Origin of the sequence: Novibacillus thermophilus (genome assembly GCF_002005165.1) — a bacterium.
GTDB lineage: Bacteria > Bacillota > Bacilli > Thermoactinomycetales > Novibacillaceae > Novibacillus > Novibacillus thermophilus.
The window spans coordinates 407596-430017 of record NZ_CP019699.1 but is presented as its reverse complement, the minus strand read 5'-3'; the positions used below and the strand labels follow the sequence as shown (position 1 = coordinate 430017).

The 22422-nt window shown below is 51.0% G+C and carries 24 protein-coding genes and 1 pseudogene; 8 read left to right on the top strand and 17 right to left on the bottom strand.

Annotated elements, in window-relative coordinates:
- Nucleotides 1–66 precede the first annotated feature (66 nt).
- The 4 genes and pseudogenes from B0W44_RS02265 to B0W44_RS02250 all read right to left on the bottom strand — a co-directional run bounded on the left by B0W44_RS02265 (nucleotide 67) and on the right by B0W44_RS02250 (nucleotide 4846).
- Complete coding sequence (locus tag B0W44_RS02265; protein WP_077718586.1) at nucleotides 67–951, bottom strand: DNA-3-methyladenine glycosylase family protein; 885 nt, start codon at nucleotides 949–951, stop codon at nucleotides 67–69.
- A 140-nt stretch (nucleotides 952–1091) separates the two neighbouring features.
- Nucleotides 1092–1955 carry a LysM peptidoglycan-binding domain-containing protein gene (locus B0W44_RS02260; protein WP_169835372.1) on the bottom strand — a complete coding sequence of 288 codons (864 nt, stop codon included), beginning with the start codon at nucleotides 1953–1955 and terminating at the stop codon, nucleotides 1092–1094.
- A gap of 121 nt (nucleotides 1956–2076) precedes the next feature.
- Nucleotides 2077–3882 (bottom strand): oligoendopeptidase F, encoded by a 1806-nt coding sequence (gene pepF / locus B0W44_RS02255; RefSeq protein ID WP_077718584.1) that lies wholly within the window; start codon nucleotides 3880–3882, stop codon nucleotides 2077–2079.
- 74 nt (nucleotides 3883–3956) lie between these two features.
- Nucleotides 3957–4846 (bottom strand): annotated as a pseudogene (locus B0W44_RS02250) (LysR family transcriptional regulator).
- Nucleotides 4847–4980: 134 nt separating this feature from the next.
- On the opposite strand from B0W44_RS02250, the gene B0W44_RS02245 reads away from it, so the two are divergent.
- The 4 genes from B0W44_RS02245 to B0W44_RS02230 all read left to right on the top strand — a co-directional run bounded on the left by B0W44_RS02245 (nucleotide 4981) and on the right by B0W44_RS02230 (nucleotide 8557).
- Nucleotides 4981–6750 (top strand): 2-oxoacid:acceptor oxidoreductase subunit alpha, encoded by a 1770-nt coding sequence (locus tag B0W44_RS02245; RefSeq protein WP_077718583.1) that lies wholly within the window; start codon nucleotides 4981–4983, stop codon nucleotides 6748–6750.
- Nucleotides 6716–7579, top strand: coding sequence for a 2-oxoacid:ferredoxin oxidoreductase subunit beta (locus tag B0W44_RS02240; RefSeq protein ID WP_077718582.1), 864 nt, complete (start codon nucleotides 6716–6718; stop codon nucleotides 7577–7579). Before B0W44_RS02245 ends, B0W44_RS02240 begins: the two co-directional genes overlap by 35 nt.
- A gap of 115 nt (nucleotides 7580–7694) precedes the next feature.
- Nucleotides 7695–8093: a globin domain-containing protein gene (locus tag B0W44_RS02235; protein ID WP_077721216.1), complete on the top strand. Its 399-nt coding sequence runs from the start codon at nucleotides 7695–7697 to the stop codon at nucleotides 8091–8093.
- Between the two features lie 107 nt (nucleotides 8094–8200).
- Complete coding sequence (locus B0W44_RS02230) at nucleotides 8201–8557, top strand: DUF5665 domain-containing protein (RefSeq protein WP_077718581.1); 357 nt, start codon at nucleotides 8201–8203, stop codon at nucleotides 8555–8557.
- A 232-nt stretch (nucleotides 8558–8789) separates the two neighbouring features.
- Here B0W44_RS02230 and B0W44_RS02225 read toward each other — a convergent pair whose 3' ends face one another.
- From B0W44_RS02225 to B0W44_RS02210, 4 genes are read right to left on the bottom strand one after another with little or no spacing between them, the layout of a single operon-like run.
- A complete protein-coding gene (locus tag B0W44_RS02225) occupies nucleotides 8790–10061 on the bottom strand; it encodes an ABC transporter permease (protein WP_077718580.1) in 1272 nt (423 codons plus the stop codon).
- Nucleotides 10054–10953: an ABC transporter ATP-binding protein gene (locus B0W44_RS02220; protein WP_077718579.1), complete on the bottom strand. Its 900-nt coding sequence runs from the start codon at nucleotides 10951–10953 to the stop codon at nucleotides 10054–10056. The genes B0W44_RS02225 and B0W44_RS02220 overlap by 8 nt, the downstream gene beginning before the upstream one ends.
- Nucleotides 10950–12215: an ATP-binding cassette domain-containing protein gene (locus tag B0W44_RS17960; RefSeq protein WP_169835371.1), complete on the bottom strand. Its 1266-nt coding sequence runs from the start codon at nucleotides 12213–12215 to the stop codon at nucleotides 10950–10952. The genes B0W44_RS02220 and B0W44_RS17960 overlap by 4 nt, the downstream gene beginning before the upstream one ends.
- Before the next feature lie 26 nt (nucleotides 12216–12241).
- Entirely contained in the window at nucleotides 12242–12985 is a 744-nt protein-coding gene (locus tag B0W44_RS02210) for a hypothetical protein (protein WP_077718578.1), read from the bottom strand.
- Between the two features lie 322 nt (nucleotides 12986–13307).
- On the opposite strand from B0W44_RS02210, the gene B0W44_RS02205 reads away from it, so the two are divergent.
- Entirely contained in the window at nucleotides 13308–13580 is a 273-nt protein-coding gene (locus tag B0W44_RS02205) for an acylphosphatase (protein ID WP_077718577.1), read from the top strand.
- Nucleotides 13581–13588: 8 nt separating this feature from the next.
- Here B0W44_RS02205 and B0W44_RS02200 read toward each other — a convergent pair whose 3' ends face one another.
- The 7 genes from B0W44_RS02200 to B0W44_RS02175 form a co-directional block, all read right to left on the bottom strand.
- The gene (locus tag B0W44_RS02200) at nucleotides 13589–14551 is read right to left on the bottom strand and encodes an SPL family radical SAM protein (RefSeq protein WP_169835370.1); all 963 of its coding nucleotides are present in this window, start codon (nucleotides 14549–14551) and stop codon (nucleotides 13589–13591) included.
- 130 nt (nucleotides 14552–14681) lie between these two features.
- Nucleotides 14682–15287, bottom strand: a complete 606-nt coding sequence (locus B0W44_RS02195; RefSeq protein WP_077718576.1) for a response regulator transcription factor — start codon at nucleotides 15285–15287, stop codon at nucleotides 14682–14684.
- Nucleotides 15284–16408: a sensor histidine kinase gene (locus B0W44_RS02190; RefSeq protein WP_077718575.1), complete on the bottom strand. Its 1125-nt coding sequence runs from the start codon at nucleotides 16406–16408 to the stop codon at nucleotides 15284–15286. The genes B0W44_RS02195 and B0W44_RS02190 overlap by 4 nt, the downstream gene beginning before the upstream one ends.
- Nucleotides 16374–16712, bottom strand: coding sequence for a DUF418 domain-containing protein (locus B0W44_RS19015; RefSeq protein ID WP_335582644.1), 339 nt, complete (start codon nucleotides 16710–16712; stop codon nucleotides 16374–16376). The genes B0W44_RS02190 and B0W44_RS19015 overlap by 35 nt, the downstream gene beginning before the upstream one ends.
- Nucleotides 16691–17560, bottom strand: coding sequence for a DUF418 domain-containing protein (locus tag B0W44_RS02185; RefSeq protein WP_335582643.1), 870 nt, complete (start codon nucleotides 17558–17560; stop codon nucleotides 16691–16693). The genes B0W44_RS19015 and B0W44_RS02185 overlap by 22 nt, the downstream gene beginning before the upstream one ends.
- 261 nt (nucleotides 17561–17821) lie before the next feature.
- Nucleotides 17822–18223, bottom strand: coding sequence for a host-nuclease inhibitor Gam family protein (locus B0W44_RS02180; protein ID WP_077718574.1), 402 nt, complete (start codon nucleotides 18221–18223; stop codon nucleotides 17822–17824).
- Nucleotides 18224–18279: 56 nt separating this feature from the next.
- Nucleotides 18280–19065 (bottom strand): 2OG-Fe dioxygenase family protein, encoded by a 786-nt coding sequence (locus B0W44_RS02175; protein WP_077718573.1) that lies wholly within the window; start codon nucleotides 19063–19065, stop codon nucleotides 18280–18282.
- A 165-nt stretch (nucleotides 19066–19230) separates the two neighbouring features.
- Between B0W44_RS02175 and B0W44_RS02170 the strand changes: the two genes are divergently transcribed.
- Nucleotides 19231–20094, top strand: coding sequence for a DMT family transporter (locus tag B0W44_RS02170; protein ID WP_149026907.1), 864 nt, complete (start codon nucleotides 19231–19233; stop codon nucleotides 20092–20094).
- On the opposite strand, the gene B0W44_RS02165 is transcribed toward B0W44_RS02170, so the two are convergent.
- Nucleotides 20079–20264: a hypothetical protein gene (locus tag B0W44_RS02165; protein WP_077718572.1), complete on the bottom strand. Its 186-nt coding sequence runs from the start codon at nucleotides 20262–20264 to the stop codon at nucleotides 20079–20081. The two genes, B0W44_RS02170 and B0W44_RS02165, sit on opposite strands and share 16 nt — an antisense overlap.
- A 224-nt stretch (nucleotides 20265–20488) precedes the next feature.
- Between B0W44_RS02165 and B0W44_RS02160 the strand changes: the two genes are divergently transcribed.
- Both B0W44_RS02160 and B0W44_RS02155 read left to right on the top strand, forming a co-directional pair.
- Nucleotides 20489–20899: a DUF1259 domain-containing protein gene (locus B0W44_RS02160; RefSeq protein ID WP_077718571.1), complete on the top strand. Its 411-nt coding sequence runs from the start codon at nucleotides 20489–20491 to the stop codon at nucleotides 20897–20899.
- Nucleotides 20900–21495: 596 nt separating this feature from the next.
- Entirely contained in the window at nucleotides 21496–21876 is a 381-nt protein-coding gene (locus B0W44_RS02155) for a PH domain-containing protein (RefSeq protein WP_077721213.1), read from the top strand.
- Between the two features lie 197 nt (nucleotides 21877–22073).
- Here B0W44_RS02155 and B0W44_RS02150 read toward each other — a convergent pair whose 3' ends face one another.
- Nucleotides 22074–22331: a VanZ family protein gene (locus tag B0W44_RS02150; RefSeq protein WP_228441396.1), complete on the bottom strand. Its 258-nt coding sequence runs from the start codon at nucleotides 22329–22331 to the stop codon at nucleotides 22074–22076.
- Between the last annotated feature and the right edge of the window lie 91 nt (nucleotides 22332–22422).

The window sequence follows — 22422 nt, the reverse complement described above, 5'->3', positions numbered from 1 at the left end:
TCCCTCCTCGACACAACCGGTCGGCCGGAAAAAAGGTGATTGGGCGGTCGTGATCAAGCCTTCCCTTTATCCGAGTGACTCCCACAAGTAAAAAGTCGCATAACTGCTCCACGGCGACCAGGCTGACCCGATGTTCCGAACCTCAGTTTCCGTCGGCTGGCGGTCAAGTTTGTAAACGCGGCGCACAGCGTTGCGCAGACCGATGTCAGCTGCCGGAAGCAGATCAGGACGCCCCATGCCGAACAGAAGCAAACACTCTGCCGTCCACCGGCCGACACCGCGAACGCGGGTGAGCGTCGCCACCACTTCTTCGTCCGCCATATTCAACAAGCTGTCCAAATCGAGTGCGCCGTCCACAATTTTGCGGGCGATGTCGATAATGTATTCGGCTTTGCGCCGATTGAATTGCAGTTGCTGCAACTGCTCGTAACGGAGTTTTGCCACTTGCTCCGGAGTCGGAAAGACACGCCACGTCTTTCCTTCTGCTTCGAGGGTGTCTCCGGCCAACGCGATCAAGCGTTTTGTCAGTGTCCCGGCAAACGCCAGATTCAACTGCTGACTGATCACCGTTTTGACGAGACACTCGAACAAATCAGGGTCACGCACCATGCGGACACCGGCAAATTGGTTGGTCAACGGGGCCAGGTGACAATCCTCCGCCGCGTGCCGGTAAAATTGGGACAAATCGACGTCTGTTGAAAACATGTGGCGCACAAGCTGCTCGGCTTCAGAGAGCTGTTCGTCTGTCACCTGGCCCTTCACGTCTACTTGCAGTTGTTGACCCCCTTCGTCATAGCGGAAGCCGATGAGAAAAGGTTCCTTTGACAAGCGTACAGTGCGCACGACGTATCCATTCAGTTCCCTGTACGTCGATTTCTCTAGTTGAAGCAACCGCCTCGCCATCCGCTGAAAGTGGAACGGTTGTGTCGGACTAACGGCAAATGTGGGCATGGCATCACCCGTTCACTCGTATCTGGAATCAATCATACCGCAGCTGTGCCCGATCTTCAATCAATACGGGAGATCCATCCACGTCAACTAGCACGGGTGAAGGGCGGGGGAATACGACAACCCGCCCTGGAAGTACTCATTCAGTTCATGACGTACACTTTAACCCCTTTTTTTACGCCGAACTGGCGGGCCTTAAGAAGATTTGGAATGTATACGTCGATTCTGTTCCCTTTAATCGCACCTCCCGTATCCTGGACAACCCGGGTGCCAATTCCCTCAATGTAGACGGTACTTCCCATCGGAATGACGTCAGGGTCAGCGGCAATCGTCACACCCGGTTGCACTTTCGCGCCGCTGGCGGTGATCCCGTACCCGGGGTCTCCGGGGCGCTTCCCAGTCGACTCAGGACCTGCCGTGTAAGCCGTCAACGTAAAGTGACCGAGAAAGCTTCCCCTTTCTGCAGCTGACACAGTGCTGTCCCCTGACGTTTCGCTGCGGCGAGATGCCAATTGGACACCTGAATCTTTCGTTTCCGGCCAGCGCTTCGGGTTTTTCAAAAACAGTTCTTCACCGCTAGCCAGTGAGTTCGCGTCGACGAAAGGGTTCATCTCCCGAATAGTGTCCTCGGATACACCGTACCGCGAGGCAATCTCCGTTAATGTGTCGCCTTCTTTCACTTTGTAATAGAACCCTTTCGCCTGCGGAATGCGCAGTTCATCCCCGACGTGAATCACACTCGGGTCACTTAAATTGTTCGCCAAGGCTATCGTTCGGACATCTGTTTCGTATTCTCTCGCGATCTTGTACAGCGTGTCCCCTTCTTTCACCTTTACCGTTTGGACAAAGGTTTCCTCCAAATCTTTGAACGCGTCCAACTCTTTTTTTACTTTTTCATAGAGCACGTTCATTTCAGCGTGCCCAATGTTCATCAACCCTAAACAGACGATAAGCGTAAGTAATGCGGCTATCCAACGTTTATGGTCCATGCTGTTCACCTCTTCCACAAGGTTTGTTAACAACATGGACCGTTTTTTACCCTTTTATACTATGTAAATTACTAGATTGCGTGAGACAGACTCACCCCCGCATCTTTTTTTCAGATGCGGGGGTTAACCAGAGCGACCGCTATGTCAGTCGTTCCATTTCGTCCAGCAGTTCTTCAAATACTTTCAGCGCTTTGTTGACCGGTTCGGGAGACGTCATATCCACCCCTGCCCGCTTGAGCAAGTTGATAGAATAGTCGGAGCTCCCGCTCTTGAGAAAGTCCAAATACCGCTCTACGGCCGGTTTTCCCTCCTGTAAAATTTGCTGCGACAGTGCCGTCGCCGCAGAAAATCCCGTCGCATATTTGTACACATAGAAATTGTAGTAGAAATGGGGAATCCGTCCCCACTCGATGTCCACGTCCCGGTCGACAACAATGTCATCGCCGTAGTACTTCACGTTTAAGTCGTGATAGAGTGCGCTCAACCGCTCCGGCGTTAACGCCTCCCCGTCCTCGACCATCTGGTGGGTGAGCATTTCAAATTCAGCAAACATCGTTTGACGATACAGGGTGGTGCGGAACTGCTCCATGTAATGGTTCAGTAAATACTTTTTACCTTCTTTCGTCTTAGACCGGTCCAGCAAGTAGCGGATGAGCAACGCTTCGTTCAGCGTGGAGGCCACTTCTGCTACAAAGATGGTGTAATCGGCGTAAATGTAAGGCTGATGTTGGTTGGAATAGTAGCTGTGAAGGGCGTGACCCATCTCGTGCGCCAGTGTGAACATGTGATCCAACGTGTCGTGATGGTTTAACAGGACGAACGGGTGCGTGCCGTACGGACCGAAACTGTACGCCCCGCTCCGTTTCCCTTTGTTTTCCATCACGTCGATCCAGCCGGATGTCAACCCTTTCTCCAAATTGGCCAAATAGTCCTCACCCAGCGGCTGCAGTGCTTTTTTGATCGTCTCTTTCGCTTCTTCATACGTCACTTTGACGTTCATGTCCGGCACCATCGGGGTGTACAAGTCGTACATGTGAATCTCATCCAACCCGAGGAGCTTTTGGCGCAAGGCGACGTACCGGTGTAACAAGTGGACGTGGTCATTCACGGATTTCAACAAGTTGTCGTAAACAGAGAGAGGAATGTTGTCAGCATCGAGGGCTGCCTGCCGGGCAGACTCGTATTTGCGCGCGCGAGCGTAAAAGACGTCTTTTTTCACACTCGCCTGTAACGTCGCGGCCAACGTATTTTCCTGCCTTTTGTACGTTTGGTGCATCGCTTCGAACGCTTCCCGCCGCACGCGGCGATCGGGGCTCTCGATAAACTGCCGGTATCGACCTTTCGTCAATTGAACTTCTCGACCCTGTTCGTCTCGAATTTTCGGGAACTGGATGTCGGCGTCGTTAATCATGCCGAATATGTAGGACGGAGCCTGGGCCACTTCCCCTAAACGGGCCAACAGCCGCTCTTCTTCGAGGGACAACACGTGATCCTTCTGTCTGAGGACGTCTTCCAAATAGTGGCGGTATAGGCCGAGTTCTTCTTTTTCCTTAATAAACTGCTCCACTCTCTCCCCCGGGATCGCCAACAATTCCGGCACGATGTACGAAGTAACCCCCCGAACGTCGATCAAGAGCCCTCTCGCTTTGTCGTCTAGCGCCTGGTATTTCGCGTTCGCTGTGTTTTCGTCTTTGCGCATTTTGGCGTAAGCGTACAAAAGACCCGTTTTCTGACTGATCTCATCTCTTAACTTGAGAGCCGCAAGCAACGTTTCTGCACTTGATCCCAGCTTACCTTGAAAGGCCTCTAAGTCGGGTAACTGACTCTTGACTTCGTCGTAGTCCTGCTGCCACGCCGCTTCGGAAGCGTAAATGTCCTCCAGGCGCCAGCGGTATTCTTCCGGTACCTCGTGCCGTTCAAGCAATCCTTGATCTGATTCGCCCATCTACGTCACTCCTCATCTATTAACTGTCTCTGTATATCTTACCACTGTCGCCTTATCCAACAAAACGTCCGGGGTCATTTTCTTAAAACTTCAATGAGAAACTCCCGAAACAGTCGGGCAGCTGGTGTAAGTTCGCTCTGTTTATTGTAAATTACACTGAACTTTCGCGTAATTTTCGGTTCAGTCACCTTTACCGAGACAGGTTGTAATTCTGACGCCCTCTCGACGAGGGCAATTTCCGGCAATAAGCTGACCCCGAGCCCAGCGGCCACCAGACCGCGAACCGTGTCTGTCTCCTCTCCTTCAAACGCAATCTGAGGTTCAAACCCCGCGGCCCGGCACGCCTCCCAACTGATTGACCGCAGCGTGTAACCGGACTTCAGCAGAATAAAGGGTTCGTCCGCCAACTCGTTTAACTGGATGGATTTTTTCACCGCGAGGGGGTGTTCAGGGGGACAATCGCCAACAATTCTTCCGTAAACAGTGTTTCAGAGGCAATGAACGGGGTGCTTCTGGGCGGGGGTGAGACGAGGGCCAAGTCCAGCTCTCCCCTCTCAATACAGTCTGTCACTTCAACAGCCGGTCCTTGACGAAGGGAAAAGCGCGTTCCCGGATGTCGGCGTCGGAAAGAAGCAATCAAATTCGGAATGAGTTGTATCGCTAAGCTGTGGGGAAACCCGATGCGCACTTCCCCCATTTCGGGATCGAGAAAAGCGCGCACTTCCCGCCTTCCCCTTTCAATCTCGCCTAAAGCGTTTTCGGCACGGGTGAGAAACAGTTTCCCTACTCGCGTCAACCGGACATTCCGCCCCTCCCGTTCAAAGAGCGCGGCACCGAGTTCTTCTTCCAACTGGGCAATCTGCCGGCTCAATGCAGACTGGGCCACATGTAGTTCCTTGGCCGTCTGGGTAAAATGCTCCCGTTTGGCCACTTCAATAAAGTATTCCAATTGCCTCAGTTCCAACCCCTGTCGCTCCCTTTCTATCAATCTCAAAATGAGATCATTATTATCTAAACATTATATTAGACGTATTGATTTTTGTCACGTACTATAATAGTAATAACGTTTACATGTACTCACCAAGGAGTGTTGATGGAATGTTACACCAGTTGTCTTGGATGGTTGGAGGGCAGCAAGGGGAAGGCATCGACCCGACTGGGTCCATCCTCTCTAAAGCGCTCAACCGTCAAGGCTATTTTATTTACGGCTACCGCCACTTCTCTTCGCGCATAAAAGGGGGTCACAGCAACTACAAAGTTCGGATCAGCACGAAGCCTCGCCTGTCCAACGCCGACGCGCTCGACATGCTCGTCGCCTTTGACCAGGAGACGATCGACCTGAATGCCCGCGAACTAAAGCCGGGCGGCCTCATCCTCGGAGACAGCAAGTTCAAACCGTCGGTCGACCGCAACGATGTTCAACTGCTACACATTCCGCTGACAGAAATCGCCGAAGAACTGGGATCGCGCATCATGAAAAACATGGTCGCCATCGGAGCGACGACAGCGATACTCGGCATCGACCCATCCATCTTCACCGACATGATCAAGAAGCAGTTCGCCCGCAAAGGGGACAAAATCGTACAAGCGAACCTTGAAGCCATCCGCAAAGGAGCCGAAAGTGCGAAAGAACAACTCAATCCGAAAACAGACTTCACACTCGCCCCTGCCGACGGCAAGTCCCGGTTGTTAATGATGGGGAACGACGCCATTTCCCTCGGTGCCATGGCTGCCGGATGCCGTGTCATGCCCGCTTATCCCATCACACCGGCCTCGGATATCATGGAAAGTTTAGTCAAAAGGTTGCCGGAAATCGGCGGCGTCGTGTTGCAGACGGAAGATGAAATTGCGGCTGTCATCACCGCCATCGGCGCCTCTTACGCAGGAGCCCGCGCCATGACCGCGACGTCAGGGCCCGGACTGTCCCTCATGATGGAAGCCATCGGTTTGTCCGGCATGACGGAAACCCCTCTAGTCATCGTCGATACCCAGCGGGGCGGACCGAGTACCGGGTTGCCGACTAAAAATGAACAGAGCGACTTGAATACAGTTCTTTACGGATCGCACGGTGAAATTCCGCGCATCGTTCTCGCGCCGAGTACTGCAGAGGAATGTTTCTACGACACGGTACACGCATTTAACTACGCCGAACAATATCAGTGTCCAGTGATACTCATGACCGACCTGGCCCTTTCCCTGGCACTGCAAACCGTCGAACAACTCGATTACAGCCAGGTCAAAATCAGCCGCGGCAAGCTGCTATCTGACGAAGAAGTGGCCGCACTGACTGATGAGAATGGGTACTTCCCCCGCTACGCCGATTCACCGGACGGCATTTCCCCCCGGGCCATGCCGGGACAAAAGGGCGGGATTCACTACGTGACCGGAGTCGAACACAATGAAATCGGACGTCCGCTCGAAGGAACCGCCAACCGAGAAAAGATGATGAAAAAACGGATGCGAAAACTGGAGAACGTGCAACTTCCTAACAGCCTCATCACTCGCGAGAAAGACGACGCCGAATGGCTCATCGTCGGATTCGGTTCCACCCGCGGGCCGATCGAAGAAGCGCGAGAACAACTGGCGGCAGACGGCATTCCCACGAGTCACCTACACATTCGGGTGCTCGCCCCGTTTCCGACCCAGTCAGTCAAAGACGTCCTCTCCCGCTACGAGCGCGTCCTCGTCGTCGAGAACAATGCAACCGGCCAACTGGCAGCCCAGTTAAGACAGTACGTTGGAGACATAAGCACCATTTACAGTCAGACGAAATTTAACGGAGACCCGTATTACCCGTCTGAAATTACCGAGCACGTGAAGGAGTTGATGGCTCATGGCAACAGTCAAAGACTTTCGTACGTCCGTTAAACCGAATTGGTGTCCCGGGTGCGGCGATTTCTCCGTTCTCGCCGCTTTGCAGCGTGCGGCTGCCAATCTCGATCTCGATCCGTCACAGATGGCCATCGTCTCCGGAATTGGGTGTTCGGGACGCATTTCCGGCTACTTGAAAGCGTACGGATTCCACGGTGTACACGGTCGCGCACTACTCGCAGCCCAAGGAATTAAAATGGCCAACCGCGACCTGACGGTCATTGCGGCAGGAGGGGACGGCGACGGTTTCGCCATCGGCACGAATCACACCATTCACGCCATGCGCCGCAACATCGACATTACGTACATTGTCATGGACAATCAAGTGTACGGTCTGACCAAGGGCCAAACGTCACCGCGAAGTACGCAAGGTTTTAAGACGAAGAGCACCCCAGACGGTTCACTGGAGCGCGAAATTTCTCCGCTGCAACTGGCCCTCGCTTCTGGTGTGACATTCTTGGCACAAGGTTTTTCCGGCAGCACGAAAGAACTGACGAAACTCATTGAAGCCGGCATTCAGCACAAAGGGTTTTCGATGATTAACGTCTTCAGCCCGTGTGTCACGTACAACAAGATTAACACGTACGACTGGTTTAAAGAGAACATTGTGAGCCTGGAAGATGACCCGGATTACGATCCGAGCAGCCGAGAGATGGCGATGCAAAAAGTGATGTCCACGAACGAGCTGTGTACTAGTATTATTTACCAGGAACAGCGCCCGTCGTACACGGAGCTTCTCCCGAACGCCAATCATAAACCTATTGTGAAACAGGAATTAGAACTCGGCGAAGAGCGGTTCCAAGAACTGGTCGCCGAATTTGCCTAATACGGTGTCCTTTACACAACAGGCCCCGCGGAAAGTAGACGGGGCCTGTTTGTTTCACATTGCCTTTGTTCGCGTGAACGCTCATGTTATGATACAGGAGGAAAGGGTGTCAAACATGCAAACAGATCCAGACCAAACCCCGTACGAACTGATTGGCGGAGCAGAGACCGTACGCAATCTCGTCAACGCTTTTTACGCGCGCGTCGCCCAGGACCCGGACCTCTCCCCTATCTTCCCGGACGACTTTACAGAAGTGAGAGAAAAACAGTACATGTTTTTAACCCAGTTTCTTGGGGGGCCCCATCTGTACAGTCAGGTTCACGGGCATCCGATGTTGCGCAAGCGCCATCTTCCGTTTCCGATTACGCCCAGAAGAGCCAAAGCTTGGTTAGCTTGCATGTCCAGGGCAATGGACGACATTCGACTCCAAGGCCCGGTGCGGGACTTTATCTTCGCCCGTCTCTCACAAGTTGCCCGGCACATGGTCAACCAACCGGATGACACAAGCCGTTAAAACACAGCGATCACCCCGTGGTTCACATTGCAACATTCCTACTCATAATGAACGTCGACCTTTCTTATACTGAACTGAGATTCCCTATCGATGAGGGGTTGTTGTACATGCCGAACCGAACGGGTAACATCTGCCCAAAGAAGCCTCACATGACGGTGGTGCACCGGGATAAAATTTCGGAAATTGAAAAGGTCAACGAGCGGATCACGTTCATTGAGAAGATGATGAACGCCTACAATTTGCGGGACGTCCTCATGTCGATCAACAATCCCCGCCGATTGCTCTGGCTCAATTTTATCGCCGGAGTGGCCCGCGGCCTCGGGCTCACTGTCGGGACTGCGATCGTGTTGGCCGTCCTCTTCTTCATTTTACAAAACTTCGTCTCGCTCCCGTTTATCGGGGAACACATAGCCGAACTGATAAAAATTATAGACGAATACCGCGGTGACATATACCGCTACTAATCTCAAAAAGGGGTCAACAAAAAAAGAACCTACCGTCTGGCAGGTTGGACAAAACGAGGTGTCCAATGGGGGTTCTTGAGGCGTAATCCGGGACTAACCGGATGGGGAAACAGGCGGAATTCCACCGCCTGAGGGGGTCATCTCTAGTATTCCCAGAAACGATTACGTTATACCATCCCCCCTATTTTCACTTCTTCGTGAGTCTCGCTACGCGACAGAATGCCCCTGGACATCACGTGTCCTGACTCATGACAAACGCCTTGCGGATGTCCTTCCAGGAACTGTACTTACCGTACAACATCACGCCGCCCCGGTACACACGTGCACCGAATACGGCGCAGGCCACGATAAATCCGATCAGGAATAAAAGGGAGAGCCCCACTTCCCACGCCGGCACCTCCGTCATACCGACTCGCAAAAACATGATCATCGGAGTAAAGAACGGTATAAACGACATCGCGGTGATGAACGGCGAATCCGGTGACGAAAGTCCGAACATTGAGATGAAAAAAGCTGTAATCAGAAGGTAGATCACGGGTGTAATGGCCTGGTTGACGTCTTCCGACCGGCTGACCAGACATCCGAGCGTTGCAGACAATGTGGCGTAGAGCAGGTAACCGAGCAAAAAGAACACGACCACGTACACAATTGTCGATACCGGAACGCGTTCTAATCCGAGAGCACCGATGACCCCGCTCCATTCGCTTTCGCTGTCCTTTTGGAGGCGATACCAAACGGACACGGCGCCTGCTCCCCCGATCAATCCAAATTGGAATAGTCCGAGCAAGGCTATTCCCGTAATTTTGCCGAACATTTGCGTAACAGGCGAGACACTTGAAACGAGCAGTTCCATAACGCGGGAGGACTTTTCTGTTGCCACTTCCAAGGCAATCATGTTCCCGTACGTTAAAATCCCGAGATAGAGAACAAACAACAGCGCATATACGAGCCAACGCGTCTGTTCCCGCGCCTCTTCGGACATCCCATTGGCTTCGTCATAAGTTTGTGTCTGGAAAGTAACGGGTTCGCTGACTGACTTTCGCACCTCCGGAGACACTCCGAGCTTCTCTAAGGCGACCGTTTCTTTTACTGTTTGCAGCGCCTGCTCTATGTGTCGGGCAAGTTCGAACGCATCGCTCTCTGCCACGTGGAAAGTCCCTTCCGGCAAACCGTTCTGAGACGCCTCCAAGTGTAAAAATGCACCGACCTCTCCCTCTTTTACACTTGCGATCGCTTCTGTTGCCGTTCCTGTGAACGGTTCTAACGCCACATTCTGATGCTGTACTGCCAACGCTTCATGCAGCGCTTCATACAGTTCAAGCCCACTGTCGTCAATAACCGCAACTTCCTGTTGCCCGTCGTTCCCTTTAAACCAAGACATCATCACATCTGCGTTGATGAGTCCCACGATAAACACGATGCTGATCACGGTTGAGATAAAAAACGACTTGTTTCCTGTGTACTTGGAGAACGTGTGTCCGACGATCGTCCAGTATTTACGCATCCTTGTTCCCTACCTTTTCAATAAAAATGTCGTTCAGCGTCGGCTCTTCCACGACAAACTTCCGCACAAATCCTTTTTTTGCCACTTCGTGAAAAAGTCGTTTGGCGACCGCTTCATCTTCAACTTGAATTCGCGCCCCAGACGTCCGCTGTTTCAAACGAATGACACCAGGTATTCCCTGGAGAAAACCGAGGTCGAAATCTGCTTCAATCACCACGTGTTTCTTTCGATACTGCCGCTTAATTTTCTGTAGCTCTCCCAACACAACGGGACGCCCGTGATCCAAAATGCACAACTTTTCACACAGTTCTTCCACGTGTTCCATGCGGTGACTGGAAAACAGTATCGTCGCCCCTTTTTCTTTCAACTGCAAAACGGCTTGTTTCAGTATTTCTACATTGACGGGGTCCAGGCCGCTGAACGGTTCATCTAAAATGATGAGTTCGGGCCGATGAATCACAGCGGCGATAAATTGAATCTTTTGCTGGTTTCCTTTAGACAACTCTTCAATTTTTTTGTTGGCGTATTCGGGAATACCAAAGTATTCCAGCCACTTGTGCATTTCCTGCAGAACGTCGCGCCGCTTCATGCCGCGCAACCGCCCCAGAAGAACGATCTGCTTTTCTGCCGTCAGTTTTGGATACAGGCCTCGCTCTTCTGGAAGGTACCCGACAACATCGCAGTTTGAGTAGTCTAAGGTCTTTCCAGACCAGCGAATCGACCCTTCACTTGGCTTCATCAAACCGAGAATCATGCGGAATGTCGTCGTTTTTCCCGCGCCGTTTGCTCCGAGCAGACCAAACATCTGGCCGCGTCCGACTGACAGAGACAGGCGGTCTACAACCGTCTTCGTTCCGAAGCGCTTGGACACTTCTTGTATAGATAAACTCATAACTTAACTCCTCCCTTCCCCTGCTGCCGCAGCAGTTCGGCCACGATATCTCTCAAATCCATCGACTGCCAGTGGGCGACGCTAGAGTTAAGGGCAGCCAGTGTGTCTCCTAGGCGGTCAGTGACAAGCTCAGTGCCGGATGCTTCCGCGCGTACGACACCGGGAACATCCTGTCCGTGGGGAAGCGGTTCACTGAGCCACACTCTGCCCCACCTGCGCTGTAAGCTGTCTTTCTCGTAAAACCCCGCATGTTGCCCGTCGCGAATAAGCCAGATGTAATCGGCCATCCGTTTAATTTCATCTCCCGAGTGGGAGGTAAAGACGACGGTCTGTCCTTCTCCCCGCTCCATATAAGCCACAATTTCCTCATCGAGGATGTGCTGCCCCGTCAAATCGAGCCCCGCATACGGCTCATCCAAGAGTAACAGACGGGAGCCCCTGCTCAATTGGAGAGCGAGCATTGCTTTTTTTTGCATACCGATGGACAGAGTATCCAAACGTTGATTTAATGGCAATTGAAAGATGTTCACGTACCTCTGAAACTCGGTGGTCGACCAGTCGCCATAGGCGATCCGGTGCAATCTGGCCAAATCGTTTAACGTAAAACTGCCCTGCTCTTTGACCGTTTGGGAGACGTAGGCAGTTTCACGCTTTAATTGGACAGCGTCTTTCTTCACGTCGTATCCGACGAGGCGGATGTCACCAGCTTCACACTTCACGAGCCCCACCATCAAACGAAACAGAGACGATTTTCCCGCTCCGTTGTTACCGACGATTCCTATGACACTTCCGGCATCGATACTCACATTGACAGGACCGATCGTAAACGTGTCCATCGTTTTTCTGACGTTTGCCAGTTCAATCGCCTTCACTGTGCGACCTCCCCTTTTTCTCAATATGTCGGCAACCATGTTTTGGATGTCCTGTGCCCTGTAGTCGTGTTGCAATGCCGTCTGCACAGCCCGTTCCAACGTCCGCATCACCGTCGCGCGTTTCGCTTCAGCGATCTTAGCGGAATCCATGTCGGCGACGAACGTCCCTTTCCCTTGTGCCGATTTGATATAGCCTTGCTGCTCTAAATTGTTGTAGGCACGTCCCGTAGTGATCACACTGCACGACAAATCTTTGGCCAGCGAGCGGATAGACGGCAGCGGGCTTCCGGGTTTCAAATAGCCGGACACGATCAGCGCTTTAATCTGCGCTTCAATCTGATGGTACATCGGTTCGCGGGAGTCTTCCGAGAGGTCGATGGGCAATTTCACCGTCTCCGCCCCCTTCATCTGGTAACTTACACATGGTAGTCCACCTTTCGCGCGTACCTTTTCGCTTCCAGGTACCATATCCCATTCAAGACAACAGCCAGTCCGAATGTGCCAGCCATTCCCTTTAGCGGAGCGTTTTTCGACAGTTCAATCGTTAAGCCGACGAAAATATCGCCTGTGAACCACTTCAAACCGAACAGTGCGACAATGACGACGAACAAAAAGACAGTGCTGTAACCAAAAATCTCCTTTTTCGTGTAAGTGCCCCCCACTTCACCCGCTACGATCAAACCGGAAGCAGCCGCTGCCACTAGGCCCCACATTGTGAGAAACGCCCCAAATTCCCCCGGTGTAAAAAGCGAACGAACCGTGCCGGGGTATACGTAGGCTAAGACAATGGCTATCACTGTCGCTCCAACTGTATACACGAAGGAGAGGACAAACCGGCTCCTCATCAGTACACGTTGGGGAATCGGCAGCCGCGTAGCATAGACGTAAAACGGAGCAGCGTACAAGCCGCTTTTCAAATCGGCAGAACGGAAAGGAGGTAAGCGCAACAGCAGTGGATAATACAACACGATACTGAGTAAAACGACATCAAATATGATCGCGCCATAACCATCAGGATTGTCTTCCACCAAGACTAACAGTATCAGTTCAAACGCTGCGCCCATTACGACAACGGTTAACATCCGCAACAGCAGCTGCTTGAACGGCGTTCCAGTTAACTCAAACTTCACCAGCTGCCACATGAACTGTTGATCAGACACGGCCCATCCTCCTTGGACAAAAGCGAATGATGCTTTCAAAAGTGTTTACGTGTTAATGTTAATATATACAGTATAACACTCCTTCCCCTTTTGCAACCCCTTTTTTTTAACATCAGAGGCGAGGCTGCCCCACTTCACAAATCAAAAATACGGTTCCCCTGTCACAGTGATACAAAATTAATTCATGCATGATCGACCTCGTGGCTCCGTCAGGTTCTTGAACCGGGATTGCCAGAGCCTCCCTGTTGTGATACGTTTCACTTAGTCAGATGCTGATGAAAAAAGAGTCGACATCCACTTCGTGAACGAAGGAGTGACTGCGGTGAAAACGGTTAGAATCAAAGTGTACGGGAAAGTGCAAGGGGTGGGGTTCCGCTATTACACCCTTCGGCAAGCGAACAAGCTCGGGGTTAAAGGGTGGGTCCGAAACGTGCAGGACGGCACGGTAGAGATTGTCGCTCAGGGTGATCCTGCTTCTCTGGATAGGCTTTCCGCCGCCGTGAAACAGGGCAGCCCCGCTTCCAAAGTCAAAAGAATTCACGTGGAAGAGATCGATGGGATGAACAGATATTCGTCATTTCAAGTGAAGTATTGATAACGGCACTAAAACGAAAAGGCGAGCTGCTCCCCTTCTTTCGGCCTCCTTGAGTCTTCACCGCGCGCGAACTGTCGGTCCCCCACACGGAACTCGGACGACAGCGAAGGCAAGCCGTACTTTTCGAGCAAACGATGGACGCCTTTCAATAGAGCGTTCGTGTAGTCCCCGTCCGGATATTTGGACGCGTACAGCTTTGCGTAGTCGGCGAGGAGATGGGGGTAGTGTTGTTGTACCGCTTGAAAATACCACACCTTCACTCCGGACGACAGTCGCAAAACAGACGGTACTGCAAACTGCGCCCGATGCTCTTTCGCCGCTTTGATTAATTCTTCCAGATCATCCATGTCGTCCGTCAAATACGGAAGGATCGGAGCGATGAAAACACCGGCGGGCAAACCGCTTTCCGCCAGCTGTCGAACGACGTCCAACCGCTTTCGCGGCGGTGACGTAGCCGGTTCCAGTCGCTGAATAACATCCGGCTTGAGCGTATTGACGCTGATATGGATCGCCGCTATATTCATTTCACACAATATGTCGAGATCGCGCAAGATGAGAGGAGACCGTGTCGTGATGGACGTCGGGATGCGGTATTTCGCCAGCACCCGCAAACAGTCGCGGGTCAATTTCGCCTTCCCTTCGATGGGCTGGTAAGGATCGGTGGCCGTCCCGACAGCGACGAGGCCGACATGCCGGGCGACTGCACGTACGTTGCCTTGGTACTTCACAGCCAGCTTGGCAAGCTGTGTCTCCAAAGCCTCTGCGGCATTTGATTTGACGAGAATGTGGTGTTGAAACGTGTCGTCTGCGTGAAAGCCCAGGAACGTGTGCGTTGTCCGCGCATAGCAAAAACTGCATCCGTGTGCGCACCCGCGGTACGGGTTAATCGAATAGCTAAACGGCATCTGTGGAGCTTTCACACGGTTCATCATCTGCTTTGCAATGATGACTTCGTATGTCCTCTTGCCCACTCTCTTGGCTCCTTTCACCTGGAAAAAGAACATGATTTTCGGATAGAACATATGTTCCCCTTATAACTACTATAGCAGACAGGCGCTACAAAATAAAGGGGCGAAAGACAGTTTCCACCCCAAACGCGCATCAGATCCACCCTTTCTCTTCTGCTATTAAGACGGCGTGATGGCGAGATTCGGCCTCTAGCTTCTGGATGGCAGAAGACAAGTAGTTGCGCACCGTTCCGTAAGACAAATAAAGGGTTTTGGCCATTTGCCTCGTCGTTTTCCCCTCTTTCGCCAGGCGCAGCACTTCTTGTTCGCGTTCCGTCAACGGATTCTCCTCCCGGTTGAAGAGCGCCTCAATCAGATCAGGGCTAACGACACGCCCTCCGTTCATGATTTTTCGAATGGCTCCTACAAATTCATCGATCGGTTCATCTTTTAACACATATCCATCCACCTTGAGGTCCATCGCTTTTTGCAAATATCCGGGACGTGCAAATGTCGTGACGATCATAATCTTTGTCCCTATACCGCGTTGTCTGATCTGTTCAGCCACGTCGAGACCCGTCATCCCGGGAATTTCAATGTCGAGGATGCTGATATCCGGTTGATGTCGTTCAATGGCATCAAGGGCGTCTTCTCCGTTAGACACCTGGGCCACGACGTCGATGTCATCTTCCAGCTGCAACAGCGACGTTAACGCCCCTCGCAACATTTGCTGATCCTCAGCAATCACGACACGGATCATGGCACATTTCTCCTTTCACCAGTCGGTATGCTGAGCGTCACCGTGACGCCGCCACCAGAAGATTCGGTGATGACAGCTGATCCCTGAACTAAGCGCATTCGCTCACGAATGGATTCGATTCCATTCCCGGCCTCTATCCCCTTCCCGATCCCCATTCCGTCATCGACAACTTTGATTTCATACACTCCGTCCCTTTCAAGTATCTCGACAGCACAGTTTTTCGCCTGGCTGTGCTTGATGACGTTTGTCAAAGCTTCCCTCAACGATAAGGCGATCATCGTTTCCGCAACCCTGGAAAGACTTGACGGGACCTCGTTCATCCCTCGAATCACAAGCTTTATTCCCGCCATCTGAAACAACTCTTCCGCTTGCCGAATTTCTTCCGCGATCGATACATACCGCATCGACGATACCATTTCCCTGACTTGTTTCAGGGCGAAACGGGAAGCGTCCATGACCTCCTTCATCTCCTTTTTCGCCAGTTCAGACTGCTGTTTATCCATTAACCGCATCGCCAGTTCACTCTTCATCTTGATCATCGTCAGCGTTTGGCCCAATGTGTCATGTAAATCACGTGCGATCCGGTTCCGTTCCTCCTCTTGAATGTACCGCTCCAGTTTATCATGCGCTTCGTCCAGGGCGTGCTCCAGTGATAACGATTGCTGTCTGATGTAGACAATGACGGGGAGTAATAGCATGACAATGAGGACCGGCAAGTAAGCCGTGTAAACGAACGCAAACGGATGTCCCTCACGTCCGTAGTACGTCGTCATGTACATGGCGAGAATGCCGAGCATCCCGATTCCGATCATCTTCTTTGAACGGGAACGGCCCAATAAATCGGCTTGTAAAAAGGCAAAAGTGAGCAACCCATGATGGTAAAAAATGCCTAATACAGTTAAAACTCCGAACGCGACAAAGGAAGAAAAGAGCAACCGCCAATCCCGATACCATAAGTTGACGTAAAAAACGCCCAAAAACATGGCGTACAAAACGAAGCTTCCGAAAAAGCCGAACGTGTTGTACTTGACGAACACTAAATAAGTAAAGATCGCGATCGTTACAACATCAATGAGCAAATATTTTTCAATCTGGTCTTTTGGGTACAGCTTTTGAATCATGCATCCTTCCTCCAGCTGGCAGGGAAGCGATATAGCGGCGGAGCCATTCCATCGGGCCGAAACGGAAATATCGCAGCCAAAGTGAAGCAATTCCCAGTTGACATACACTCATGGCGAGCCAAACCAAGACGGTTGTGAGTGCATCGACCTTTCCTCCGAGTCCAAGGCCCCAACCGTAAAAGAGAAAAGATGCCAACACATTTTGCAGTATATAACAGCTGAGGGCCATCTTGCCGATCCGCTCCACGGAAGCCCACAACTTGAAGGACGGATTCCACTCGACTAGCTTAGCGATGAAGGCCATGTAACCGACCGCCATGAGCGGTGCAAACAAATACCGAATTGGCAGATCAAACATCCCCCGGGAACCAATATGAGTAAATTAAGGGGAAGACCGAGAACGAGTCCAACGTTCAGCATTTTCCGGCGGATGCGTCTTCCCCTTTCCTCTGGAGAAAACGCACCGGCGCGCATCAGGCGAATCCCGAACAGGAATAAAAACACATTCAGCGGAATGACAAAAATGACCTCGCTGCGCAAAATCCAGAAATCGGACAAGCGGTAATGGACCTGCTCCATCCACGTACCGTCTTTGTACAGCGTCACCACTTCGCTCATATCGCCGAGGGAAAGATTGGCCCCGGCAAGGTGAGCAGCGATCATCGCGCCAAAAAGAAGCACGACGATCGAAACGTGTGCGACTAAAACGGCAGCCATGACCCGTTGAATCGCTTTGTCCCCACGTTTAACAATAAATGAAACGATGATCGCTGTCACGGCATAACTCATTAAAATGTCATATTCCATCACCAGTGTGAAGTGAATAAAGCCTTCCGCCAACAAAATCAGTGACGTCCAGATGTACAAGCCCGGCCAAACTGATCCTTTCCGCAGCGATTGCCGGTACTTTAATTCTAACCCGACGCCGAACAGGATAGCTAATATGCTGAGAAATTTTCCATTTACGAAAAACAGGACAAATACCCGGATGAACTCGTCCAGCGAGGTCCACCAAGCCGGACGGTCCAACGTAAGGACGTACGACAGATCTCCCAAGTTGGCAAACAGCCAAATGTTCGTTCCAAGGGTACCCAAAATGGCAAATCCCCGCAATATATCAAGTATTCGGATGCGTCCGTGCTGTACTTTCACGTCAATCCCTCGTTTCATCGTGTTTGGTCACGTTGCATTTTACCCCCGACTTAAGCACCTTGCATATTCACAACGGTCAAGGAATCGACATGACAGTTGTCACGTTTTGCACAAAAAAGGAGCCTGACGGCTCCAAACAAAACATTCGAAAATCAAAGTCTGTGACACGTTTCTTGGATAAAGGGATCTCTAAGGACATCGTTCAGGCTTTGACAGCGCGGTTCGATCAGCTCGCTAGCGCGTAAATGTGGGAAACCTCCATCACACTTCCCGCACATAAATGGCGGTTTGGACCTTCTCTTCCTTGCACCCCTCAAGTTCTGAAGCAGGCAGTATTCCAAGGGAGATGGCTGCCTTTATTTTTTCTACATCTGGGCGCTTGACAACTTGAATGCAGTCCGTCAAATTGAGGGCTTCTAATCTTTCAACCGTCTTCTCGTCCACGTACCGTTCTGACCGACGCACTTGTCTCTGCAGCTTAAAACTGCCGAGGATTAACTCACCTTTTTCCTTTACCCCGGCAGTGTGGTCGAAGTAATGGTTAAAATGTCTTTTCAGTTTCGCCAACTCTTTTTCTATCGCCTTCATTTCCCGATTGAGCTTGACGTAACGTTCCACCATGTCTTCCGTCACTGAAAAAGCCCCGTCAACTGGCTGCTCCATCGCGCTCCCCCCATCCGCCTGAATATCTAATTCATGTTATGGCAGATGGGGCTCGTTTATGACTGTTCAAGGGGAGCGACGACCGTCGGCTGAAAGTCAATTAAGATCGCGGACCGTTCCCCGGCTGCATCCTCAGAACCTTTCTTCACGGGACTGACGTAGTGACTGACTTTCTGATCACACACGCCGTATGACTCCAAGGAATCCTTCAACGTAAAGGAGGCTCGTACACTTTCCGCTTTTATCTCATGTGGCAATCTCCCCGCACAGGCTGGCTCTGCGATCGTATTCACTCCGCCGGTGACGTTTTTCCGCCTTATCAAATGGACAAAGGTGAAAGGTTCACCGTCCTGATGCAGACAGTTAGGTGAGGACACGGCTTCGTCTTCATCCGTTTCCACTTTGAGCTTGACGAAATGCACCCCGACATGAACCGGGAGCAAAATATCCCGCTCATCCCAAAATGTTTGACAAAAGTCAAACTGTATGATGCGCTCCACCAGTCGATTCGCTTTGATCTTCTCACTGAGCGGCGGAAAGCGGCGATACGATCCGGCATATTCCGGGTTGTACGGCCCCTGGAAGTATTCTTGCACCGGTTGGCCCGCGGCATCCACCGTATTCGGCAACCACTCCACCTGTCCGGTTCTCGGCAGTATAACCGCCCGGGAATACCGGCGGTATCGATTGAATTCCGGGGCATACGCATCAACAGGCAATTGGTCGAATGCTTCACCTATCGCTTTCAGCTCTGCTTCCAGATGAATGTCCGTAAAGACGTCTGCCAACTGGAACTTGACGTATCCTTCTTGCCTAAGTACATCTTGATAACGGCTGTTCAACGCACTTCCTCTCCCATCAAACCATCATACTCCAAAGGGCAAGGCAGTATGTATCTTAAAAAGACAGTGTCGAGTTCTTTTACTCCTTCCCCTGAAGAATTATGGTATATTAACCTATACAGTATGAAAATCGTCCGCTTAGTAGAAAGCGTGGGAAAAGGTAACGTGACACGACGAGCGTCGAGTTTCCTCGTTTTGTTGGCTGCAGTCCTGTGGGGAACGACCGGAACAGCGCAAGCGTTTGCTCCCGAAAGCGCCCATCCGATGGCAGTCGGGGCGATGCGCCTGGCCATCGGCGGAGGCGCCCTCCTTTTATTCGTACTTATGCGGGGAAAGTTGAGAAAGGGCAAGGGTTGGCCTGTGGCTCCAACGGCGATAGCAGCTGCCAGTATGGCAGCGTATCAGCCGCTTTTCTTCTCAGCAGTAGCTACGACGGGGGTGGCCGTCGGAACGGTTGTCGCCATTGGGAGTGCCCCTGTTTTGGCCGGGTTACTCGAGTACATATTCGGCGGAAAAAAACCTGAACACAAGTGGTGGATCTCCACATCCTTGGCCATTGGCGGGTGCGTCGTTCTGTTCACACACCCGCACGACGCTCATCTCGTCACGCCAACTGGCGTGGCGATGGCCGTCGGTGCCGGCCTGTCGTTCGCCGTTTACACCTTCGTCAGTAAACAGCTCATCAATGGCCATGCCCCGGAAGCGGTGACAGCCCTCGTCTTCAGTCTGGCCGCCTTGTTTTTGTCCCCTGTGCTGTTTATGTATCCCTTGCATTGGCTGGCAGAGACAGCTGGATGGGCCGTCGCACTACATCTCGGGCTGTGTGCCACAGCCCTCGCCTACCTCCTCTTCTCTAAAGGGTTAACAGGCGTACCGGCGGCTAACGCCGTTACCCTTGCACTGGGAGAGCCCCTGACAGCCGCCGTTCTCGGAATTGTACTCGTAGGCGAGGTGCTGTCCCCCTTTGCCTGGCTCGGGGTCGGGTTGTTACTTGTCGGGTTGGGCGTGCTGTCTCACCCTTCCAAGTAATCGACATGTAACCTCGGGTGGCAGGGGGTTAACTCTTGTTCCCCTTCAAACAAAACCATGATGTACGGCCCGATGGCGTCTTTAATGACCCCCATCTTCCCTTCCACCAGCACCTTCATGTTTTGCCGCGCCGGCACGTAAAAGTGATGTCGGATGTATTCAAAGCTCATGCGGATATTCCTTTCTGTGTGATTCCACTCATTATCTTAGCATAAATCGACGAAAACATCACGGAACGCCCGGAATTCAGAAAGGTTTGTCACGAAAAAGGGAGTTTATATACCGACAATCAGCAAGGGCACATTTTGCGTTTCATAGACTTTTAACGTTCCTGTCACACGTCCACCGTCATATAACGATGTAAATGAGACTATTTTTAGAGGAAGGTGTCGTCATGAGTAGACAACATACGTCACTTGACCGCTTATGTCGGGAATTTGCTAGAATTGTAAACGGAACACCCAGTGTTGTAAACGGCGTCTGCTTTATTCAGAAATTCAGAAATATCCGTCCCACTATTCTCGGCCGCAGAACCCGTTCACTCCTCGTGAACCCGACCTTTTTTACATTTGAAAATATTGACCAGCGGGGCCGAGCGCTCAATTTAGGCGAAACCGTCATTTTGCAGCGAGAAATCAACCCCTTTATCTCGGCCCTCCGCAAAAACGGCATCCTCGTGACTGCTCTGCACAACCACTGGCTGTTTGAAAATCCGCGGTTATTCTACATCCACTTCGAATCTGTTGAAAACCCCATTACGTTCGCGCGAAAAGTACGACAAGCTTTAAGAGTGCTCGGTGAATAATCAGCGTCTGCCGACGAAAGGTCTGCCTGATCTGCTGTTGGCTTATACCTACTATGCACAAAACATCAAACTTTTTTTATCATCGTAGCCTTCCACACGGCGCAGTCTGTTCAAACCGAATAAGACTCACCATCATCCAAGAAACAGCAGGCTTCCAAACCACACGAATAAACGATCGCGCTGTACAATCCTTATGTCTGAGCTAATCTGATGGCCCACCCAATCGTGAAGGGCGTAAGAAAATTTTTTTGCGCCCTTCACCTGATAGATTGAACTCCGTATCGTAGTCAGGATAAACAAAGCCGAGTACGTCCGAGACTTCTTTAGACACTTTCCTTACGTTACATATGTATCGAAATGCGTTAGTACGTGGTATTATTTGTATAAAGTCACCGACAGACAAGCAGGCAGGTGATCTAACCAAAAAATACCCTGTTCTTGCGGACATCGACCTTGGGCTTTTACAACGATTCGCCGAGGGTGTCAAAGAGGACCCGTACCAGTCCCTTTTCTTCGACGACATCCTATCGGCATCAAAGGAAGAACGCGAGCAGATCGTCCGAGAATGGTTGGAACAACAGAAGGGAGGAATTCATATGGGTTTGTTAAGCGGACTGATGGGAAATGCTTCAACCGCTAATCAAGAAGAGGTAACAAAGGAGATAGGCCAACTCTTAGCACAAGGTGAAGAAGTTGATGTTGCTTTTAAATTGGTAAGAGATTTAATTGTCTTCACTGACAAACGCCTTATATTAGTTGATAAACAAGGGCTAACAGGCAAAAAAGTTGAGTACCATTCCATTCCTTACAAAAGCATCTCTCACTTCAGTGTGGAAACTGCCGGACACTTTGATTTAGATGCAGAATTAAAAATTTGGATATCCAGTGCATCAACTCCCACAATAAGTAGGCAGTTTAGAAAAGACAAGAGCATATACGATATACAAAAAATACTGGCTACCGTATGCGGACAGTGATTCCCAAAATGACCCGCTTTCGTCAATGCAACCAAAACAGCATGGCATCGTGATGACATTTGCTGTGGAAGGATGTTAGTTCCTGAGCAAAAATCCTTTTATATAAGGGATAGTAGCGCGACACACTCTACATGCGTAGAGTGCTGAATGTAGTCAACCTGTAACAAGAGTAGTGGAATTCACCTAAACCTTCAAATTTAATCCATTACACTCTTTTGTTTTCCCCGTCTATGTTTTATGTACATGCTCGCAAGTTTTATGGGTATATACCCTATCATTCCGCCAATGGTATTTAAAATCAAATCATCGACATCAAAACTTCCAAATCTAAAAATAAGTTGAAGTAGTTCGAATGTCATACTTAAACAAAACGTTGCAATCGTAACCTCTTTAAAACTATGAAACTTGCTTGACAATAAAGGAAGAATAAATCCAAATGGAACAAACCCAATCACTGGTGTTGCATTAATTAAATCCGATGATTCATAATACCCTCAATGTTCACATTTCGGTTGTCCAACTGACAAAAAAATCCTTTACAATGGA

Coding starts and splice junctions, on each gene's coding strand:
- B0W44_RS02265 (WP_077718586.1), bottom strand. CDS start 951: ATGCCCACATTTGCCGTTAGTCCGACACAACCGTTCCACTTTCAGCGG.
- pepF (WP_077718584.1), bottom strand. CDS start 3,882: ATGGGCGAATCAGATCAAGGATTGCTTGAACGGCACGAGGTACCGGAA.
- B0W44_RS02245 (WP_077718583.1), top strand. CDS start 4,981: ATGTTACACCAGTTGTCTTGGATGGTTGGAGGGCAGCAAGGGGAAGGC.
- B0W44_RS02240 (WP_077718582.1), top strand. CDS start 6,716: ATGGCAACAGTCAAAGACTTTCGTACGTCCGTTAAACCGAATTGGTGT.
- B0W44_RS02235 (WP_077721216.1), top strand. CDS start 7,695: ATGCAAACAGATCCAGACCAAACCCCGTACGAACTGATTGGCGGAGCA.
- B0W44_RS02230 (WP_077718581.1), top strand. CDS start 8,201: ATGCCGAACCGAACGGGTAACATCTGCCCAAAGAAGCCTCACATGACG.
- B0W44_RS02225 (WP_077718580.1), bottom strand. CDS start 10,061: ATGCGTAAATACTGGACGATCGTCGGACACACGTTCTCCAAGTACACA.
- B0W44_RS02220 (WP_077718579.1), bottom strand. CDS start 10,953: ATGAGTTTATCTATACAAGAAGTGTCCAAGCGCTTCGGAACGAAGACG.
- B0W44_RS02195 (WP_077718576.1), bottom strand. CDS start 15,287: ATGATCCGTGTCGTGATTGCTGAGGATCAGCAAATGTTGCGAGGGGCG.
- B0W44_RS02190 (WP_077718575.1), bottom strand. CDS start 16,408: ATGATTCAAAAGCTGTACCCAAAAGACCAGATTGAAAAATATTTGCTC.
- B0W44_RS19015 (WP_335582644.1), bottom strand. CDS start 16,712: ATGGCCTTCATCGCTAAGCTAGTCGAGTGGAATCCGTCCTTCAAGTTG.
- B0W44_RS02180 (WP_077718574.1), bottom strand. CDS start 18,223: ATGGAGCAGCCAGTTGACGGGGCTTTTTCAGTGACGGAAGACATGGTG.
- B0W44_RS02165 (WP_077718572.1), bottom strand. CDS start 20,264: ATGAGCTTTGAATACATCCGACATCACTTTTACGTGCCGGCGCGGCAA.
- B0W44_RS02160 (WP_077718571.1), top strand. CDS start 20,489: ATGAGTAGACAACATACGTCACTTGACCGCTTATGTCGGGAATTTGCT.
- B0W44_RS02155 (WP_077721213.1), top strand. CDS start 21,496: ATGGGTTTGTTAAGCGGACTGATGGGAAATGCTTCAACCGCTAATCAA.